Below are 17,982 nucleotides of genomic sequence, written 5' to 3' on the forward strand. Positions count from 1 at the left end.
TATCAGGAAAACGACTCCCTATGGCGAGATTCAGTCGCAAAAAACTGCGCTTTGAACTGCAAAAGCTTATAAAAGCGCGCCTGCGAAAGGTCTCTTGGGCAGACTGACGCGCCATCTTGCAAATGGGGGACTTCAGTTACCTCACCGGCATCATTCAGAATGACCGGCAGACTATGTCTGATATCGTAGCGCGGCAGACTTCCCCTATCAAGCGAACGCGGAACTTCTCGCGTCTCCCATGAGGCAACCAATGATGGCCCGGCGCAATTGTCGGTTCGCGTTAGCAGGGTTCGCCCTTTCCAGACTTCAGAGCTTTGAGGTTCGAGTTCCAGAACGTCTGCGAGCGGAGCAGGTTCCGGCGCGACGAGACAAACACCATCGCGCACCTGCAGACGGCATCCATGCAGCGTACGCCCGGCTGCACAGCCAGACAGATCAATCAGTGCCTCGGCTTTTTCCTTACGCGGCAAAGCCTCTTTCCCGCCAACAGCGGTCAGAAGCGCCATCAGAAATCGTAGGCGCAGCGCTGGCTCCAGTTCCAAAAAAGCAGGCACGTCAAATTCGGCTACACCGCCGACGAGAAAATTGACGTGTCGCGCCGCCCAGCCCGTCATCTGGTCGGCATCGCGTATGCGTTGAGAGATCGCGTGACCGAGCACGCCTTCCAGCCGTTTGACCTCATCCGGGTTGTCTCTAAGCAGATTGCGCACCCGTACGCGTTCAAACGCAGTATTGGTATTAGACGGGTCTTCCACCCATTCTGCGCCCAAACCCTTCAGAAGCTCACGCAAATCATGTCGCCCTACCGTCAGAAGCGGGCGCACCAGGGAGAGGTCATACCCTTCATGCCAGATAGGCAATGGCGCGACATCTGCCATGCCCGCAAGGCCATAGAGACCAGAGCCTGCACCTTCACGAATGAACACCGTTTCCAACTGATCATCATAGGTGTGACCTGTAGCAATCGCGGTCAGCCCGTGTGCACGGGCATGAGCTGCCAGCGCCGCATATCTCGCTCGCCTTGCCTGCGCCTGCGAGACGCTTGCCGCGTCGTCCCAAGCAAGGGTCAGAATGTCATGATGAAGCCCGAGCCGCTTGCACACATCGCCGACCATTTCCGCCTCGGCTAGCGCTTCAGGCCGCAGCCCATGATCGACCGTTGCAACCCGGATGACGGGCTTGATGGCAACTGGCAGACGGTTAAATGCATGGAGCAGCGCCAGCGAGTCACTGCCACCGGAAACGGCGAGCAATAGCCCGCCGCTTAATTCGTCTTCATAGAAAGAGACAAACCGTGAGAGCCGCTCAATAACAGACCGGCCTGTCACGTCAGATCGTTCAGTTACAGCCGGCAAGTTGTTCCTGCACATTAGCCGCCTGCATTGTCCGTGCTGACACATCACCAATCTGGTCGATGCGCGATAGGAACTGGCAGGCGCGGTTCGTATCGCCGACCTCAACCAGCGCGCGGGCGAGCTTCACCACACCATCCGCGCGGCGCGGGTCTTCAGGGAAGTCACGCACGAAAGAAGTGAGGAAGCGCGCAGAGCCTTCATAGTCACCTTCCTGATAAAGGACTTCGCCAAGCCAGTAATGGACTTCGCCAGCCTGCGGGTCATCGCCGAACTCGTCGAGAAAGGCGCGGAATGCCTGCTCGGCACCTGTATAGTCAAAGTTCAGAAGACGGTTGCGACCAAGTTCATAGAGCGCGCCCGCTTCACCCGGAAGCTGACTTGCTGGCAGAGTACCGAGACTACCTTCTGGCAGGCGTCCATCCGGACCGCGTGTGAAGGATGATGTTTCAGACGCACCGGTTGGGGCGCGGCCACCAGAGAGAGCAGACTGACCATCAGGCGATGTGTTCGGAACAGCCGTTTCAGGGCGTCCAGGCTGGGTGTAGCGGACACTTCCGTCACGCGTCTGGATGTTACGTGGCCCTGTTGGAACTTCCGGCGCAACCTGCTGGAAGGATGGACGCGGCTGGCCAGTCGTCACCTGCCCTGAGTTAACGGAGCTGGCCCCAGCAGCGAGGCGCGCATTGATCGTATCAATCCGTTCGTTCAGGCTACGGAAATCTTCCTGCAACTGCTCGCGAGCATCTTCACTTTCAGACAGGCGATATTCAAGCTGCTCGATACGCCCTGTGAGGCGGGAGATTTCAGCTTCCAGATCCACCACCCGCGCGCTCTGGCGGGATAACTGATCCTGCATATCCTGCTGCGTCTGATAGGAAGAACTGCCATCACCGAAACGGATAGGCGCATTGGATTGCGCCATGGCAGGAGCGGAAAGGAGCACCAGTCCCAGTGCTGCGAGAACGGAATGACGTGCGTGTTTCATGGCTCAACTCATACACAAAAAAGCAGGGCTGAAATGAGGCAGCCCTGCTTTTTCTGTTTTTAATAGCAGTGCCGGGATTTAACCGACCTGACCGCTCACAATTTGCGTGTGAGAGTTACGGTTCACTTCCCATGCTTCCGGCGTAGAGCGGCCGTCGATCGGGCGTTCTTTACCGTAAGAAATGGTTTCGATACGGTCTGCAGAGATACCGCGCGAAACGAGGTAATCTTTCACAGAGTTCGCACGGCGTTCCCCAAGGCCGAGGTTATATTCACGTGTGCCGCGCTCGTCGCAATTGCCTGCAACCATGATGCGGACAGTCGGATAAGCCTGCAGCCATGCTGCCTGACGGTTCAGTACAGACATATCGTCTGCGTCGAGGTTGTAACGGTCTGTGTCGAAATAGACGCGCTCACCCACATTGACGATGAAATCCTGAACCGTGCCCGGAGGCGGGCCCTGAACCACTTCGCGCGGCGGCTCAATAACTTCGCGCACTGGTGGCGGCGTTGTATCGCGCACTGGCGGCGGTGTTGTAACCGCAACTTCTTCCTCAACTGGCGGATTTGAAGCACATGCGCCCAGTGCAAGTGCTATGCCCGCGACCGAAACCAACTTGAACATTTTGTTTTTCATTTGGGACCCTTCCACAACCTTCTTGCGTATCTCAGTCTCTAAGTTGGGATTTTGTCAACTCTGAGACCAATGTCCTGATTTCAGAGTGACAAATTCCAATTCATTTGCCCAATGAATTATCGGAGAGTTGGAGACCATGCCGGGTCAGATGCATCACCCGGTGTATTGAGGCGGCGCAAATTGCGACCCGTAAGGTCGACCGTGTAGAGCGCAGGGCTTGCGCCCGGGCGGTCTTCACGGAAGAAAATGATCACACGGCCATTTGGAGACCAGGCCGGACCTTCATCCAGATAAGCCTCTGTCAGAAGGCGCTCGCCCTCACCATCCGGCTCGATAACGCCGATATAGAAACGACCGTTTGCCTGACGTGTGAAGGCGATCAGGTCACCGCGTGGAGACCAGACCGGCGTTGAGTAACGACCGCTACCGAATGTGATACGGCAAGCTACATCGCGGCCACCTGACGGGCAGGTGCGCATAGAGCCGTCACGGTTCATGACATAAAGCTGAGGAGTGCCGCCACGGTCCGATGTGAAGACAATCTCATCCCCGTCCGGAGACATGCTTGGTGAGGTATCGATCGCAGGGTGATCTGTCAGGCGCGTACGGCGACGGCTGTTCAGATCCATGATGTAGATGTCGGAATTACCGTTATCGGCCTGTGCCATGATGACGGAGTTACCATCCGGCGAGAAACGCGGCGCATAAGTCATGCCCTGGAACTGGCCCAGCGCTTCTGAACGGCCTGTCTCAATATCAAAGAGGTAGACCTGCGGACGACCGCGCTCATACGTCATGTAAGTGATCGTCTGATCAGACGGCGAAAAGCGCGGCGTCAGAACTGTATGTTGGCCGTTAGTCAGGAATTCAGCGTTCGCGCCATCCTGATCCATAATTGCAAGGCGTTTCACACGCGCTGTACGTGGGCCGGATTCAGCAATGAAGACGATGCGGCTGTCGAAATAGCCTTCGTCACCGGTGAGGCTTGTGTAGATGTCATCGGCCAGAACGTGCGCAACACGGCGTAGGTTCTCGGATGTCGTCACATACTGGCGACCACGACGACCGGAGAGAAGGTGCTCTTGTTCCTGCGCTGTATCCCAGAGACGGAAGGCGACGCGCATACGCCCGTCATCCATGATTTCGACTTCACCAATACCGAGCGATTCAGTGTCGATAATGCGCCAGTCGGCAAAGCGCGGCTGCACAAGCACTGAAAGATCCTGCTGGATGAAGGAATCCGGCGTCAGAAGATCAAACAGGCCAGTCGAGCGCAGATCGTTACGCATGATTGCCGTGATCTGATCTGCCAGCGCCTGAGCTTCCGGAGTGTTCGCGTTAAAGTCTGGCAGGGCGACGCGGAACTCACGCGCGGACGCCTGCGTGACTTCACCTTCAAGCTGCGCCATTGCAGGCGCGCCGAGGCCCATGCTTACCGTGAGCGCCACCCCAAGGCTCAAAATCATTCTCTTTAGTGCCATGTGTGTTCCTCCAATCGGAATCAGAATGTGTCTTCGTTAAATGTCAGCACGATGTCTTCATCACGCCAGAATTCGTAATTTTGTTCGCTCATAGGAAACGGCTCGCAGTTCCGTATCGCGCGAATGGCGCGGTCAGCTGCCGTCCGTATAAAGCGATCTGAGTTCACCGGACGCGAGGAGCCGGTAACGCGCGGCGAACGCGTGATGTTACCCTCAGCATCAAGGCGGAAGGACACCGTCACATCAAGGTTCTGCCAGTCCGGCAAGTCGGAAACAGAGCGCCAGCAATCCTGATCTTCGATGTAGGATACGATGAAATCGACAACCGTAGCCGTGTTGCCGGTCTGTGCACCTGCGCCGCGCTGGTCTTCCTGATCCTGATCTTCCAGTTCCGTCGTTGACGCGTTCCGGTTGCGCCGTGTTGGCGCCTCACTTGTTACATCCTGATTGAGCGTTTCTTCGACTTCATCAATCAGGTCACCGAACGGGTCGTCATTTTCCGGCTCTGGTTCTGGCGCGCGTGTCACCGGCGCTTCAGGCGGGTCTTCGCGAACCGGTTCAGGTGCTTCTTCCTCAGGCTCTGGCGGCGCCTCTTCTTCAGGTGGCTCTTCAGGCGGCGGAGGCGGAACGTCTTCAATTTCTTCCGGCTCGGGCTGTGCTAGCGCCGTATCTGCCGGAACAATCGTATCCTCTTCGTCTTCACCTTCCTGGTCGATCAGCTCTTCTTCCTCTTCAGGTTCCGGCCGAGTCTCAGGCTCGGGGCGACGGACTTCGCGTATGTTGGTTTCCTCAGCGATATTCACAATATCAAGCGGCACTTCCACGAATGTTTCCACACCCTCACGCGGCGCCGTGCTCCAGACGAAAAGTCCGGACGCGCCGATCGCGACGTGTACGAGAATGGAAACAGGAAGCGCGTATTTCATACAGCTCAGCCTGCGTTGGAATCTGTCACGATGGCCGCGCTGTTGAAGCCGGCCGCCTGAATAGCTGCGAGCACCTGCGCGACAATCTCCAGCGGCACGACACCGTCACCGCGCACATAGACGCGCTGGGAATAGCCGGTAGAGACAATCGCCGCGAGCCGCGGGCGCAGCTCCTGCATGGAGATTTCCTCTTCCTGCAGATAGATGACGCCTTCTTCTGTGATCGTCAGAGCCAGCACTTCGCCTTGCGTTTGCGGCAGTGGGCGCGCCTGCGCATTCGGCAGGGCCACATCAATGCCCGTGACCAGCAGCGGCGCTGTCACCATGAAGACGATCAGAAGAACCAGCATTACGTCCACAAATGGCGTGACGTTGATCTCGGAATTCAGGCCGCGACGTCGACGCCCTCTGCGTCCTCCGCCGCCTTGCATCATCATGGCCATGGATCAGCCCTCGCCTCTGCGCTCGTAAAGACGGCGCGACAGGCGCACGATGAATTCCTGCGAGAAGGTATCAAGGCGATCCCCGAAGCCAGCCAGCTGGGAGGCAAATTTGTTGTAGAAGGTGACGGCCGGAATAGCCGCAACAAGGCCAAGCGCGGTCGCAAACAGAGCCTCAGCAATACCCGGCGCAACAACAGCAAGGTTAGTAGACCCCGTGCCCGCAATCTCGCGGAAGGCGTTCATAATACCCCAGACCGTACCGAACAGACCCACGAACGGTGAGACAGACCCAATCGTCGCCAGCACGCCAAGCCCGCCTTCAAGACGGGACATTTCACGGTCGGTTGCCGCCTGCATGAGGCGCTCTGCGCGGTTTACCAGCGCGGCGCTCTGACTATCGGAGAAATTGGAAACCCGCCGTGCATCCTGCCACTCGCGACGGGCAGATACAAAGACACGCGCCATCGCTTCTTTCTTGTCGGACATGACGCTATCATCGAGATCTTCCAGCGGCTGACCGGACCAGAACGCGCCTTCGAATTTTTTCGCTCGGCTAATCGCGCCGCCAATCGAGCCAAACTTTTCGAAAATGATCGCCCAGGACCAGATAGAAAGCAGAACCAGAAGGCCCATAACGCCTTTGACGATAATGTCCGCTCTGAGGAACAACTCATAAAGCGAGAAATTGTGCGAGGTTACGGCCTGTAGTGCTTCAGTTTCCATGGACGCGTCCAACTCTTTCTTATGCTTGTCACCCCGGCAAAGAAGCGGGCCTAGACTGTGTCGGCAACCATCTTGGCAAAATCAAGACAATCGACGCACGTGACTGCGATTTCATGATTTTTATGATTGATAGACGTAGCTTTGCAGTAGTTTTGCGATTTCCGGAATAGGTCTGCGCGGGCGTCCATCCGAATGGATGGTCACTGCGATAATCTTAGCCTCGCAGATCAGGGTTTCACCACGTAGCACCGCCTGATCGAAGAAGATGCGTGCGCCCTTCACGCCCATATAGCGGGTGCGCACCATCAGCTCGTCTTCCACATGGGCGGCGTTTTTAAAGTCCACATCGGCCTTCACAATCGTGAAAGCGGCAGGGTCGTCGCGCTCCAGAAGAGACTTATGCGTTACGCCGGCATCACGCAGATGGTTCGACCGTCCGCGCTCGAAATATTTCAGATAATTGGCGTGATAAACAAGGCCGGTGAAATCGGTGTCCTCGTAATAAACGCGCACGGGCGTCCAATGCTGTTTATCGGCGTCGAAATTGCGATCATCAAGCTGCAGTGTCGTCATGCAAAGCCGGTAGCAAGGTTTCCGGGCCTTGTCATGCTGATTGACCGGCCAGAGCCGTCATGTTCCCATCAGGCAGGAAACGCGCCGGTTCGGCGGGAGGGGCAAACGATATGATGAACACACTTTTTCGGGCGACCGCCTTAGCAGGAACGCTTCTGATCATTCCCGCCTGCACACAGACAACACCGGCGGAGCCGACCGAGGCAGCTATTGTCGAACAGGCAGGCGCGCCTTTATTCGATGGCATGGGCGACTATACCCGCCCCATTTCCACCTCCAATCCGTACGTCCAGCGCTATTTCGATCAGGGCATGGTCATGGCTTTTGGTTTCAATCATGCCGAAGCGATCCGCTCTTTTCGCGCCGCGCAGGCTCTCGATCCGGACTGCGCAATGTGTTTCTGGGGCGAGGCACTTGCGACAGGGCCCAACATCAATGTGACCGCCAATGGCAAACCGGTGATGACCGAGGCCGAGCAGATCGCCGCCTATGCCGCGCTCCAGCGCGCGCTGGAGCTTGCGCCTGACGCACCGCAGATCGAGCAGGACATGATTGCCGCGCTCGCAAACCGCTACACCGAAGAACCGGTTGATGACCGCACACAAATAGACATCCAATACGCACGGGCTATGGGCGAGCTTAAAGCCAGTTATCCGGACGATGATGATATCGCCGCGATGTATGCCGAGGCGTGGATGAACACCATGCCATGGGATTACTGGTCGGACGGCTCCACGCCGAGACCAGAGGCTGAGCAGGCAATCGAGGCGCTGGAAACCGTGCTGGCGCGTAGCCCCGACCACCCGCTAGCGATCCATCTCTACATCCATGCCGTTGAAGCCTCAGATAATCCGGGACGCGCAGAAGCGGCAGCAGACCGGCTGGTGACACTGGTTCCGGCTTCCGGACACCTCGTCCACATGCCTTCGCACATTTACTGGCGGATTGGCCGGTATGATGATGCAGCGCGGGTTAACATCATGGCCGCGGAAGTCGACGAAGCTTACATCGCCGCCTGCAATGCGCAGGGGTTTTATCCTGCCGCTTACTACCCGCATAACATCCACTTTCTCTGGGCCGCTGCTTCCATGGCTGGTCAGAGCGAGTTAGCGATAGAGTCAGGCGAAAAGGTCGCCTCTTTTGTGCGCCTCGAAGACATCGACCAATTCCCAACAGTGGAGCTATTCCACACGGTACCGCTGCTGACGCGTGTTCAGTTCGGTCATTGGGACTATCTGCTGGATACACCACAGCCACGTGCTGATCTTGGTTTCTCAAATGCCATCTGGCGCTATGCCCGCGGCACAGCGCTCGCCCGCACCGGTGACCCACAAGCCGCTCAGGCAGAACGTGATGCGCTAGCGCCGCTCAAAGACAATGACCGCGTCCTTTATCTCGATGGCGTCGATTATCCGGCAAGCCTGCTGATCAATATCGCAGACCATTTGCTGGAAGGCGAAATTGCCATGGCCAATGGAGAGACAGACATTGCCATTGCGGCCTTTGAAAGCGCCGTCGCTCTGCAGGATACACTTCCCTATATGGAGCCCCCTTTCTGGTACTATCCAACGCGCCAGTCGCTTGGCGAAGCCTTTATGGCGGCAGGCAGGTTTACTGATGCCGAGGCTATCTATCGACGTGATCTGGAACTCTTTCCACGCAATGGATGGTCGACCTTCGGCTTGATTGGCGCGTTGAGCGCTCAGGGACGGTCCGAAGAGGCAACGGAACTACAGACCCGCTTCGACCAGATTTGGTCAAATGCGGATGTGACACTTACCGGCTCCCGCCTCTAATGACAGCGCCTTCCGCCCTGACACCGATCACGCGCGGTCTGCGCCGTAAATGCCCCGCCTGCGGCGAGGGAAAGCTGTTCGCCGGATATCTGAAGCTGAAGCCGGAATGCCCACATTGCAGCGAGGCGTTCAATCACGACATGGCAGCCGACGGCCCGGCCTGGCTGACAGTGCTGTCGCTTGGCCCATTCTACGCCCCGCTAATCTTTCTGGCATCACTTAAAGCTGGCGAGCATGCCATGCTCGTTTTTCCGCTCCTTCTCGTTTTCATGGTGAGTACAGCGCTTGGCCTGCTCGCTTTGATGAAGGGCGGCTGGCTCGGCGCGCTCTGGCATATGGAACAGAAACGCACGGCGAGGTGACAAAATTCCAAGCCCCGCTATTATCCTCCTCGGGGACGATCAGAGGGGGGCTTTCATGACTGAGACCATAAAGACACCATGGCATATCTGGGTGGTGGGCATCATCACCTTTATCTGGAATTTCGCAGGCGGCGGGCTGGATTACATCTTCACCCAACTCAACACCGAATTCTACATGTCGGGCTATACCGATGAGCAAAGGACCTATTACGAAGCCCTGCCGGCATGGTTCACCGCGATATGGGCGATCAGTATCTGGACAAGCGTTCTTGGGTCCATTCTCATTCTTTTGCGAAACAAGCTGGCATTTCCGGTGTTCGCGATTTCGCTGGTCGGATACATTTTCGGAACGATCTACTCGTTTGCGCTCAATACTGTGCCAGATGTCACGACAGCCAATTATATTTTCACGGGCGTTATCACAGCCGTTCTTCTGTTCGAGGTCTGGTATTCCAGCTCGATGACCAAGCGAGGCGTTCTGCGTTAAAGCGTCATCCGCAGGGACGAACCGCTCATTCTGCGTGCGGATTGGCCGTCCGTTGACCAATCGGCGGCACATTAAATTCTTTGACCGATGCGTTATCGCCATAGAGGCGAACTCACGTGACAAATACAAGTCTCTGGCTATCGTCGTGTTAACGATATTGAGCGGGGGCTGTCATGTCTGAGAAAAAGAAAACGCCTTGGCACCTTTGGGTGGTCGGCATCATCACACTGCTCTGGAACGCCTTTGGCGGTTTTGACTACACCATGACCAAGCTCAATGTGGACTGGTATATGGAAGCCTTCACCGCAGAGCAGATCGCTTATTACCAGTCTCTTCCGCAATGGTTTGTGGTCGCCTGGGCACTCAGCATCTGGCTAAGTGTAGCAGGCTCTCTCCTGCTTCTCCTGAAAAGCCGCATCTCAACATTAGTGTTTGTGATCGCCTTGTTCAGCTATGGCGCGGCGCTGTCAGGTACATTCCACTTCCACCCGCCACCAACCCTGACCGATCAGGATATGATCATCAGCGGCGTCATTCTGGCAGTGCTTGTGTTCGAATGCGCCTATTCCATCATCATGAAATTACGCGGGTTCCTGCGTTAATCAAACAAATCGCCAGCCGGTTTTGCGAGCGGTGGCGCAATGCCAAGGCGCTCATACGCGCCAGGGGCAGCAGTTCGTCCACGCGGGGTGCGAGCCACAAAGCCCTTCTGCATGAGATAAGGCTCGATCACGTCTTCAATCGCGTCGCGCGCTTCTGAAAGCGCCGCCGCCAGCGTATCAACGCCCACAGGCCCGCCAGCATAGGTTTTCACCAGCGCATGCAGATAACGACGGTCGAGCGCATCCAGACCGTCAGGATCAATCTCAAGGCGTTTTAGCGCGCGGTCAGCCGCCTCTTTGGTGATGGCAGAGCCTTCAGCGTCTGCAAAGTCGCGCACACGCCGTAAAAGACGCAGCGCGATACGCGGTGTGCCACGTGCACGGCTCGCAATTTCCAGCGCGCCGTCTTCAGTGATCGTCACGTCCAGCTTGGCCGCAGCTGCGCGAACGATACGCGCCAGATCTTCCGGCTCATAAAACTCAAGCCGCATCGGAATGCCAAACCGATCACGCAAAGGCGTTGCCAGAAGGCCAGCCCGTGTTGTCGCGCCAACCAGCGTGAACGGCGCGAGATCAAGCCGCACAGAACGCGCCGCCGGCCCCTCGCCGATCATGATGTCGAGCGCATAATCCTCCATCGCCGGATAGAGAATTTCCTCGACGGCGGCTGGCAGACGGTGAATTTCGTCAATGAAGAGCACGTCATTCGGCTCAAGATTGGTCAGGATCGCTGCCAAGTCGCCCGCCTTGGCGATGACGGGGCCTGAGGTGGAACGGAAGCCCGCGCCAAGCTCTTTGGCAAGAATCTGCGCGAGCGTTGTTTTACCAAGCCCTGGCGGACCAAACAGAAGAACGTGGTCCAGCGCCTCTTCGCGCTTGCGGGCGGCCTCGACATAGACTTTGAGGTTCGACTTGGCGCGGTTCTGACCGACATAGTCGTCAAAGGTCTGCGGGCGCAGCGCCCTGTCCAGCGCTTCACCAGCTTGCAGCTCGGGGCTGGAAAGGCGTTCAGCATCGTTCAAGCAGAAAGCTCCTTCAGGCCTGCCTTGATGAGCGCAGACACATCGTCTTCATTTGCGCCCTGCGCAGCGGCGGCCGCAACAGCGCGCGCGGCATCTACTTGCTGATAGCCGAGATTAACGAGCGCGGAAACCGCTTCGGCGCGTGCACCGCTTGGCGCGGAGACGGGCGCTTTCTTATCGCCTGCATGGACCGCGCCCGGCAGCGTGCCAAACCGGCCAAGTGGTGGTGCCTTGCCAGAGAGTTCACCGACAATACGTTCAGCGACCTTTTTACCAACGCCTTTAGCGCGGGTCAGGCTTGCAGCATCGCCGAGCGTCACAGCGTCCATCAGGCCATTCGGCCCAAGCGCATCCAGCACAGCGAGCGCAACCTTGCCGCCCACACCCGGCACATCCGTAAGACGGACAAACCATGCGCGTGCCTCATCGCTTTCGAAGGCAAACATCTGGATAGAGTTTTCGGTAACGCGCGTCTCAACATGCAGCTCTGCCTCACGCCCCGGCGCGAGCTTTGCCAGAAGCGAGGAACCGGCCAGCGTAACATATCCAACGCCGTTCACATTGATGAGAAGCGTGTCCGCGCCTGTTGAGAGGACTTCGCCTTTAAGCCAGCCGATAATCATGCCACGCCTCGCACCAGTGCAGGCCGGTAATGGGCCGCACAGATTGCAGTCGCGAGGGCATCCGCCGCATCATTCTTTACACCGCCCGCCCGCGGGAGGAGCCGCTGCACCATAAAGGCGATCTGTTCTTTGTCGGCCTTACCTGTGCCCACGATCGCCTGTTTGATACGGCGCGGCGCGAACTCGGACACCTCAACAGACGACACGGCCAGCGCAGTCATCGCGGCGCCCCTCGCCTGCCCCAGTTTCAGCGCGCTCTGCGCACCGGCATTCACCAGCGTTTCCTCAACGCCCGCCAGATGCGGTTGGTAGAGAGAGACAAGCTCGCTCACGCCATTGAAAATCACAGCGAGACGTTCGGCCAATGGTAAAGTCGGATCAGGTGAGATAACGCCATGCGCTACCCATGACAAACGCGGGCCATCAGAGAGGATCATTCCCCATCCTGTATGGCGCAGACCGGGATCAATCCCGAGAATTCTGACTGGTGTTCCCATAAGTCGTATCTGCGCCTGAAATGGTGAATCGTGACTTAATGTTTCTCGTTTTGTTCCGCAAAGGTCAAGGCCGGGCAGAACGCTCGTGACGAATGTGCCCTAAAATCCACAACGTATTGGAATGACGCTCGCGTCACCAATTGTCATTCAGATGAAACATTACTGTCGCGAAAGCTTCGCAGCTCTCGCTTAGCTCCCCGCGAATACTTCAATGCTTGCGGAGTGCATCATGAAATCTTTCCTCTTTGGTACTGCATCGCTGATCGGGCTTGGCGCCCTGTCCCTTCCGACATTCGCGCAGGATGCTCCTGTAAACGACCAGCCGCTTATTGCGAATACGATCTACGTCACCGTCCAGAAGCGTGAAGAAAGCCTGCGCGATGTACCGGTTGCGGTCACCGCGATTGATGCCTCTGTGCTTGATGATCTCGGCCTTGACGAGTTCGACCAGATCGCGCGTTTCGTACCGGGTTTCGAAGTTCAGGAGCAGAGCCCGAATAACCCTGGCTTTGTGATCCGCGGCATTACCTCTGACTCAGGCGAGGCCAATATCGAGCCCCGCATCGCGATCTTCCAGGATGGCGTTTCTATTTCACGCTCACGCGGCTCCGTGATCGAGCTGTTCGACATTGAACGTGTCGAAGTTGCCAAAGGCCCGCAGCCAACCCTGTTCGGTCGCGGCGCTCTGATTGGCGGCGTAAACGTTATTCAGGCCCGCCCTGAATTTGAATTCTCCGGTGAAGTCACCGTGGGCATGGGCAATCTTGAAGAACGCTATGCTGACGGCTTCATCACAGGCCCGCTGATTGATGGCCTGCTTGCAGGGCGTCTCGCAGCGCGCTTCCGTGAGCGTGACGGCTATGTAGAGAGCCTCAACCCTGCCGAAGAAGACTTTAACAGTCAGGATATGGCGGCCATCCGCGGATCGCTTTCCTTCACGCCGCGTGAGGATTTGTCCTTCGACTTTATCTACAACTACCAGCGTGATGACCCTTCCGGCACAAGCTTCAAGTCCGGCGCATTCGAGCCAGCACCGGGCGCCAGCACGGATGCGTGGGAGCCTGCAAATCTCAACACTTTCGGCAACTTCCTTGATGGTCAGGAACTTGGCCTCAACCGCGTGGTCAACAGCGCCACACTGATCGGCGAATGGGACATCAACGACACTGTCTCTCTGACATCGACGACTGGCTGGCGCGACATTAGCAGCGTTGAAGTGTTCGATCCGGACGGTTTTGGCCTCGACCTTCTCATCTTCGCCGAGGATTATCAGGGCGAGCAATTCTCTCAGGAATTCCGCGTGAACTATGATAGCGGCGAGCGTCTTCGCGGCTTTGCCGGCATCAGCTATTTCGATGAAACCGGCTCACAATATGTGCCACTGACATTCGACGAACGGGCTGTTCAGGCTCTGCTCGGCGGCCTTCTCGTGCCACCAACCGTTCCAGACGTGAGCACTCTTCCGGCAATCAACCTTACAGCGTTCGCCCAAAGCGGCGGCACTTTGATTGTACCGCTCAAGCCGATCCACAATGAAGCCTTCACCAACTTCGGCGAGACCCAGTCCATCGATCTGTTCGCAGATGTCAGCTATGACGTGACTGATCGTCTGGAAGTGACCGGCGGCGTACGCTGGACCCGCGACGAGAAAGAGTCCGGTCTTCTCGTCGAGCTTCTGAACGGCCCGAGCAATCTGACCTTTGGCGGCCTGTTCGTACAGGATTCCAATGGCCTCATCTCTGCCTCTGACGAGTTTGATGACTTCACATATCGCGTCGCAGCCAGCTATGCGGCGACAGATAGCGTCAACATCTATGCAAACTATGCACGCGGTCGCCGCCCTGAGGTCATCACGGCTTCAGCATCAGCTCCAAGCGCAGGTTTTGCAACACTGGATGCAGAGATTGTCGACGCGTTCGAGCTTGGCCTGAAAGGCCTGTTCCTCAACGGCAATCTCAGCGTTGAAACCTCTGTCTTCAACTATGATTACTCAAACTTCCAGAGCACGCAGGTGAATGCGACGACCGGCCTGATCGAACCGATCAACGCAGGTGATGCAACATCGAACGGCTTTGAAGCGCAAGCAATCTGGTCAGTGAATGACATGCTCGCCTTCACTGCGAACTATGGCTACAACCATGCCCGTTTCGATGATGAGGCGGGTGCACCATTCGCCGGAAATTCTCTGCGCCTATCACCAGACCAGACGGCATCGGTTTCTGCCCGTGTGCTCTTCGATCTCGGTTTTGCGGATCTTAAAATCGTGCCGAGCTATACATGGCAGTCTGAAGTCTATTTCGACAACACAGAGCGCGCCGCGATCAGTCAGGACAGCTACGGCCTGCTCAACCTGAATGCCCAGCTCGACTGGGATAACGGGCTTGGCTTTGAGGTTTATGTGTCGAATGTGCTCGACGAAGAGTATCTGATTGACGCTGGCAATACCGGCGATGCGTTCGGTATTCCGACCTTCATCTCTGGTGCGCCTCAATTCTATGGCGTGCGTCTGTCCAAGTCCTTCTAGAGACAACCGGACACAAATATCAGGATGGAAAAGCCGCGTGCCATGCTCGCGGCTTTTTTGTTTAAACGAGCGGTGTTGAGATGAACTCCGGCAGCGCCTCCGCCCGCTTAGAGAGCGCAGCGATGGCCGGGTAGGTCGTCAGGTCTGCAAGGTTTGGATAAACCAGTCTGGTAAAGCCCCACGCGCAGGCAGCTGTAATATCTGCCTGGGTTGGCTCGTCTCCACCGAGGAACGCTGATAGCCCTTCAAGCTCTTTATCAAGCGCGGAATACGCTTCCCCCAGCTGGGTTTCAACACGCGTCAGCCAGTCCGGATGCAGCTTGTCCGCGGGGCGCATATTGTACTCATAGACGATCTGAACCGTCTTTTCGCAGGCGATAAGCGCAAGGCCAATAACCCGCTGACCTTTTACAAAATCAGACAGCGTTTCGGGGAAGAGCGTTTTGTCCGGCCCTGCCAGTTTTTCGAGATATTCAAGGATGACCGTCGATTCCATAAGCACTGTACCGTCATCGGTGATCAGTGTCGGCGCTTTTACCAGCGGGTTGTAAGCGCTGAAGGCCTCGAACTGACGCATCACCGAAATCTGCTCATGCTCGAAAGACAACCCGAGGCGTTTTGCGCTGATCGCGACGCGGCGCACAAACGGGGAATCAGACATGCCAATCAGTTTCATCACACCCTCCTGATAAACTGGTGCGAGTACTGCTAGCCCCGTCACCCATCACGCGCAAACCGCCGAATGTCACATTCCGGTGCGCGGGGCCTGAATGCTTCGCGGCGGGGCGCTAAGGCTCGTTGCCTTCCCAGTCGACAATCCAGTCGAACTCGTCACCCTCAAAGACCGTATCTTCAGAGACCGTCCGCCCCATAATAGAATGATCCTGCCGGTGGACAGAGCTCTGCTCCCCCGAAATCAGCGGATGCCAGTGTTCGAGTGATTTGCCTTCATGGATCAAACGATAGGCGCAGGTTTTCGGCATCCATTTCAGCGCGCCGAGATTATCCGGCGTCAGCTTTACGCAATCAGGAACGAACTGTTTGCGGTTCTCATAGTTCGAACAGCGGCAGGTTTCAGCATCCAGCAGCTTGCAGTGAAGACGCGTATAGGCGATCTCACCGGTGTCCTCGTCCTCGAGCTTTACAAGGCAGCATTTCGCACAGCCATCACAGAGGGCTTCCCACTGATCCTCGCTCATATCCTTGAGCGGAACGGTTTCCCACCAATTGCCAGCCATTCTAAGCGCCAGCGACCCGATCAAAGATCGCGTTCAGGTCTGCCACCGCAGCGGCTGCACCTGCTTCATGTTTCCAGACGCCACCGGAGACCGCGAGGAAATCAGCGCCCGCCTGAACCAGAGGCTCTGCATTGGCTGGCGTGATACCGCCAATAGCCACGCAAGGCAGCTCCATCATTTCCTGCCACCAGGTGAGGAGTTCAGGTTCGGCCTGTGTCGGTGCCGCTTTTGTCTCCGTCGGGTAGAAAGCACCAAAGGCAACATAATCTGCGCCCTGCTCGCCAGCGACCATCGCAAGATGACGGCTATCGTGACAGGTCACGCCAACAATGCCGTGCTCGCCCACCCATTTCTTGGCGTCTTTGAATGTGCCGTCGGACTGGCCGATATGCACGCCATCCGCGCCAAGCTCTGCAGCGAGATCTGCGCGATCATTGATGATGACAGCAACGTCGCGCGCCTGAACCTTCTCAATCAGCTTTTCGCCAAACCGGCGGGTCGCGTCCACGTCGACCGTCTTCCCATCTGCACCCTTCAGCCGCACCTGCAGACAGGCGACATCGCCCGCATCGAGTGCGTTGAAAAGATCGGCTTCGAACGCCCCAAGATCAGCAATGACAGGAGGCGTGATGAGATAAAGGCGAGTGCGATGGTCCATCCCGCAGTCAGAAAGCGAAAATACCCTGACGGTCAAGTCTTGTCGTTTTCTCTACAGCGTATAAAGCTAAGTTAAATATAGGGAGGTATCATGAAATATATTCTAAAAACGGGTCTAATCACGGCGGCGCTTCTGGCGGTCGGATGCACATCTACAGCGCAGGAAGCCGACCCGGTTCCAACACCGAATGTCGACGTGGCTGTCTCAGCCGTCGGTATAGGCGTCACCAGTCTTGAAACCAGCATGGCGTTCTATCAGGACACGCTGGGCATGCGCGCTATCGCGACATTCGAGATCTCTCACATGGATGAGATCGTGCTCGTCGCGCCAAATGGCGGCAGCGCGATTGTGCTGATGGAATACACAGACGGGATTGAGCGCAATGTCACCAACCTGCCGGTAAAGATCGTGCTACGCGTTCCAGACCCTGCCGCTCTGGCGGCCAATATCCGTGCAGCTGGTTATGAGATTGTACGCGAGCCAATACCTTCCGCAGAGGTAGGTGGCGCAATTGTCGGTTTTGCCCGTGATCCGGATGGATATCTAATCGAAATTCTGCCAACTCAGCCATAACGAACACTCAGGGGAGGCTTTCATGGCGGATACACAAACACTTATGCAATCGCGGCTCTTTGCGATGGGCATTGCTGTCAGTGATCTGGAAGTCTCCACCGCCTTTTACCGCGATGTTCTGGGGCTTGATGAAGTGAACCGCATTTCATTGCCGAATATGGAAGAGGTAGTTCTTCAATATCCGGGCGCAGACCATAAAGTCGTCCTGATGAATTTCACCGATGGCAAGGATCGCAACGTCACCCGCCTGCCTGTGAAGCTCGTCTTCCAGTTTGCCAATGTGATGGAAACGGCCAAAGCAATCCGGGACGCGGGCTATCAGGTCGTGAAAGAGCCTGAACGGGTGCCTGAAATCCATAACGCGATCATCGGGTTCGCGCGTGACCCTGACGGCTATCTGATTGAACTTTTACAGTCATACACCCCTGCCGAGTGATCAAATCTCAGTGGGAACAGTCAATTCCGGTTTACTTGAGCG

At 56.8% G+C, this 17,982-nt stretch carries 21 protein-coding genes; 7 read left to right on the forward strand and 14 right to left on the reverse strand.

Annotated features, from left to right (window positions below):
• Positions 1 to 2 precede the first annotated feature (2 nt).
• The 8 genes from tilS to P1U45_RS02720 all read right to left on the reverse strand — a co-directional run bounded on the left by tilS (position 3) and on the right by P1U45_RS02720 (position 7,122).
• Positions 3 to 1,355, reverse strand: a complete 1,353-nt coding sequence (gene tilS, locus P1U45_RS02685) for a tRNA lysidine(34) synthetase TilS (RefSeq protein WP_301057378.1) — start codon at positions 1,353 to 1,355, stop codon at positions 3 to 5.
• A complete protein-coding gene (locus P1U45_RS02690; RefSeq protein ID WP_301057379.1) occupies positions 1,339 to 2,340 on the reverse strand; it encodes a tetratricopeptide repeat protein in 1,002 nt (333 codons plus the stop codon). The genes tilS and P1U45_RS02690 overlap by 17 nt, the downstream gene beginning before the upstream one ends.
• 78 nt (positions 2,341 to 2,418) lie before the next feature.
• The gene (gene pal / locus P1U45_RS02695) at positions 2,419 to 2,976 is read right to left on the reverse strand and encodes a peptidoglycan-associated lipoprotein Pal (RefSeq protein ID WP_301057380.1); all 558 of its coding nucleotides are present in this window, start codon (positions 2,974 to 2,976) and stop codon (positions 2,419 to 2,421) included.
• A gap of 116 nt (positions 2,977 to 3,092) precedes the next feature.
• The gene (gene tolB / locus P1U45_RS02700; RefSeq protein WP_301057381.1) at positions 3,093 to 4,457 is read right to left on the reverse strand and encodes a Tol-Pal system beta propeller repeat protein TolB; all 1,365 of its coding nucleotides are present in this window, start codon (positions 4,455 to 4,457) and stop codon (positions 3,093 to 3,095) included.
• A gap of 20 nt (positions 4,458 to 4,477) precedes the next feature.
• The gene (locus P1U45_RS02705; protein WP_301057382.1) at positions 4,478 to 5,383 is read right to left on the reverse strand and encodes a hypothetical protein; all 906 of its coding nucleotides are present in this window, start codon (positions 5,381 to 5,383) and stop codon (positions 4,478 to 4,480) included.
• A 5-nt stretch (positions 5,384 to 5,388) separates the two neighbouring features.
• Complete coding sequence (locus P1U45_RS02710; RefSeq protein ID WP_301057383.1) at positions 5,389 to 5,826, reverse strand: ExbD/TolR family protein; 438 nt, start codon at positions 5,824 to 5,826, stop codon at positions 5,389 to 5,391.
• Positions 5,827 to 5,829: 3 nt separating this feature from the next.
• Positions 5,830 to 6,549 (reverse strand): protein TolQ, encoded by a 720-nt coding sequence (gene tolQ / locus P1U45_RS02715; protein ID WP_293607682.1) that lies wholly within the window; start codon positions 6,547 to 6,549, stop codon positions 5,830 to 5,832.
• A gap of 120 nt (positions 6,550 to 6,669) precedes the next feature.
• Complete coding sequence (locus tag P1U45_RS02720) at positions 6,670 to 7,122, reverse strand: YbgC/FadM family acyl-CoA thioesterase (RefSeq protein ID WP_301057384.1); 453 nt, start codon at positions 7,120 to 7,122, stop codon at positions 6,670 to 6,672.
• 110 nt (positions 7,123 to 7,232) lie between these two features.
• Between P1U45_RS02720 and P1U45_RS02725 the strand changes: the two genes are divergently transcribed.
• From P1U45_RS02725 to P1U45_RS02740, 4 genes are all read left to right on the forward strand, one after another.
• Entirely contained in the window at positions 7,233 to 8,918 is a 1,686-nt protein-coding gene (locus P1U45_RS02725; RefSeq protein WP_301057385.1) for a tetratricopeptide repeat protein, read from the forward strand.
• A complete protein-coding gene (locus P1U45_RS02730; protein ID WP_301057386.1) occupies positions 8,918 to 9,280 on the forward strand; it encodes a DUF983 domain-containing protein in 363 nt (120 codons plus the stop codon). The genes P1U45_RS02725 and P1U45_RS02730 overlap by 1 nt, the downstream gene beginning before the upstream one ends.
• A 55-nt stretch (positions 9,281 to 9,335) precedes the next feature.
• Positions 9,336 to 9,767: a hypothetical protein gene (locus P1U45_RS02735; RefSeq protein ID WP_301057387.1), complete on the forward strand. Its 432-nt coding sequence runs from the start codon at positions 9,336 to 9,338 to the stop codon at positions 9,765 to 9,767.
• Positions 9,768 to 9,940: 173 nt separating this feature from the next.
• Positions 9,941 to 10,369, forward strand: coding sequence for a hypothetical protein (locus P1U45_RS02740; protein ID WP_301057388.1), 429 nt, complete (start codon positions 9,941 to 9,943; stop codon positions 10,367 to 10,369).
• On the opposite strand, the gene ruvB is transcribed toward P1U45_RS02740, so the two are convergent.
• The 3 genes from ruvB to ruvC are packed head-to-tail and all read right to left on the reverse strand — an operon-like array spanning position 10,366 to position 12,511.
• The gene (gene ruvB, locus P1U45_RS02745; protein WP_293607677.1) at positions 10,366 to 11,391 is read right to left on the reverse strand and encodes a Holliday junction branch migration DNA helicase RuvB; all 1,026 of its coding nucleotides are present in this window, start codon (positions 11,389 to 11,391) and stop codon (positions 10,366 to 10,368) included. The two genes, P1U45_RS02740 and ruvB, sit on opposite strands and share 4 nt — an antisense overlap.
• Positions 11,388 to 12,014, reverse strand: coding sequence for a Holliday junction branch migration protein RuvA (ruvA, locus tag P1U45_RS02750; RefSeq protein ID WP_301057389.1), 627 nt, complete (start codon positions 12,012 to 12,014; stop codon positions 11,388 to 11,390). The genes ruvB and ruvA overlap by 4 nt, the downstream gene beginning before the upstream one ends.
• A complete protein-coding gene (gene ruvC, locus P1U45_RS02755) occupies positions 12,011 to 12,511 on the reverse strand; it encodes a crossover junction endodeoxyribonuclease RuvC (protein WP_301057390.1) in 501 nt (166 codons plus the stop codon). Before ruvC ends, ruvA begins: the two co-directional genes overlap by 4 nt.
• A 229-nt stretch (positions 12,512 to 12,740) precedes the next feature.
• On the opposite strand from ruvC, the gene P1U45_RS02760 reads away from it, so the two are divergent.
• Positions 12,741 to 15,035 (forward strand): TonB-dependent receptor, encoded by a 2,295-nt coding sequence (locus P1U45_RS02760; protein WP_301057391.1) that lies wholly within the window; start codon positions 12,741 to 12,743, stop codon positions 15,033 to 15,035.
• Between the two features lie 61 nt (positions 15,036 to 15,096).
• Here the strand turns inward: P1U45_RS02760 and P1U45_RS02765 are convergent, their stop codons facing one another.
• The 3 genes from P1U45_RS02765 to thiE form a co-directional block, all read right to left on the reverse strand.
• Positions 15,097 to 15,711: a glutathione S-transferase N-terminal domain-containing protein gene (locus P1U45_RS02765; protein ID WP_301057392.1), complete on the reverse strand. Its 615-nt coding sequence runs from the start codon at positions 15,709 to 15,711 to the stop codon at positions 15,097 to 15,099.
• 112 nt (positions 15,712 to 15,823) lie between these two features.
• The gene (locus P1U45_RS02770) at positions 15,824 to 16,273 is read right to left on the reverse strand and encodes a YcgN family cysteine cluster protein (protein WP_293607672.1); all 450 of its coding nucleotides are present in this window, start codon (positions 16,271 to 16,273) and stop codon (positions 15,824 to 15,826) included.
• Position 16,274: 1 nt separating this feature from the next.
• A complete protein-coding gene (thiE, locus tag P1U45_RS02775) occupies positions 16,275 to 16,931 on the reverse strand; it encodes a thiamine phosphate synthase (RefSeq protein WP_301057393.1) in 657 nt (218 codons plus the stop codon).
• Between the two features lie 90 nt (positions 16,932 to 17,021).
• On the opposite strand from thiE, the gene P1U45_RS02780 reads away from it, so the two are divergent.
• Together P1U45_RS02780 and P1U45_RS02785 are read left to right on the forward strand one after the other, a co-directional pair.
• Complete coding sequence (locus tag P1U45_RS02780; RefSeq protein WP_301057394.1) at positions 17,022 to 17,504, forward strand: VOC family protein; 483 nt, start codon at positions 17,022 to 17,024, stop codon at positions 17,502 to 17,504.
• Positions 17,505 to 17,526: 22 nt separating this feature from the next.
• A complete protein-coding gene (locus tag P1U45_RS02785) occupies positions 17,527 to 17,940 on the forward strand; it encodes a VOC family protein (protein WP_301057395.1) in 414 nt (137 codons plus the stop codon).
• The last annotated feature ends 42 nt before the right edge of the window (positions 17,941 to 17,982 follow it).

Source organism: Ponticaulis sp. (assembly GCF_029210165.1).
Lineage (GTDB): Bacteria > Pseudomonadota > Alphaproteobacteria > Caulobacterales > Hyphomonadaceae > Ponticaulis.

Bases quoted from the DNA above. Each gene is read 5' to 3' on its own strand.
- P1U45_RS02725 (WP_301057385.1), top strand. From the start codon at position 7,233: ATGATGAACACACTTTTTCGGGCGACCGCCTTAGCAGGAACGCTTCTG.
- P1U45_RS02705 (WP_301057382.1), bottom strand. From the start codon at position 5,383: ATGAAATACGCGCTTCCTGTTTCCATTCTCGTACACGTCGCGATCGGC.
- thiE (WP_301057393.1), bottom strand. From the start codon at position 16,931: ATGGACCATCGCACTCGCCTTTATCTCATCACGCCTCCTGTCATTGCT.
- ruvC (WP_301057390.1), bottom strand. From the start codon at position 12,511: ATGGGAACACCAGTCAGAATTCTCGGGATTGATCCCGGTCTGCGCCAT.
- P1U45_RS02785 (WP_301057395.1), top strand. From the start codon at position 17,527: ATGGCGGATACACAAACACTTATGCAATCGCGGCTCTTTGCGATGGGC.
- P1U45_RS02770 (WP_293607672.1), bottom strand. From the start codon at position 16,273: ATGGCTGGCAATTGGTGGGAAACCGTTCCGCTCAAGGATATGAGCGAG.
- tolQ (WP_293607682.1), bottom strand. From the start codon at position 6,549: ATGGAAACTGAAGCACTACAGGCCGTAACCTCGCACAATTTCTCGCTT.
- P1U45_RS02765 (WP_301057392.1), bottom strand. From the start codon at position 15,711: ATGAAACTGATTGGCATGTCTGATTCCCCGTTTGTGCGCCGCGTCGCG.
- P1U45_RS02730 (WP_301057386.1), top strand. From the start codon at position 8,918: ATGACAGCGCCTTCCGCCCTGACACCGATCACGCGCGGTCTGCGCCGT.
- P1U45_RS02760 (WP_301057391.1), top strand. From the start codon at position 12,741: ATGAAATCTTTCCTCTTTGGTACTGCATCGCTGATCGGGCTTGGCGCC.
- P1U45_RS02720 (WP_301057384.1), bottom strand. From the start codon at position 7,122: ATGACGACACTGCAGCTTGATGATCGCAATTTCGACGCCGATAAACAG.
- P1U45_RS02710 (WP_301057383.1), bottom strand. From the start codon at position 5,826: ATGGCCATGATGATGCAAGGCGGCGGAGGACGCAGAGGGCGTCGACGT.
- P1U45_RS02740 (WP_301057388.1), top strand. From the start codon at position 9,941: ATGTCTGAGAAAAAGAAAACGCCTTGGCACCTTTGGGTGGTCGGCATC.
- tolB (WP_301057381.1), bottom strand. From the start codon at position 4,457: ATGGCACTAAAGAGAATGATTTTGAGCCTTGGGGTGGCGCTCACGGTA.
- P1U45_RS02690 (WP_301057379.1), bottom strand. From the start codon at position 2,340: ATGAAACACGCACGTCATTCCGTTCTCGCAGCACTGGGACTGGTGCTC.
- P1U45_RS02735 (WP_301057387.1), top strand. From the start codon at position 9,336: ATGACTGAGACCATAAAGACACCATGGCATATCTGGGTGGTGGGCATC.
- ruvA (WP_301057389.1), bottom strand. From the start codon at position 12,014: ATGATTATCGGCTGGCTTAAAGGCGAAGTCCTCTCAACAGGCGCGGAC.
- pal (WP_301057380.1), bottom strand. From the start codon at position 2,976: ATGAAAAACAAAATGTTCAAGTTGGTTTCGGTCGCGGGCATAGCACTT.
- P1U45_RS02780 (WP_301057394.1), top strand. From the start codon at position 17,022: ATGAAATATATTCTAAAAACGGGTCTAATCACGGCGGCGCTTCTGGCG.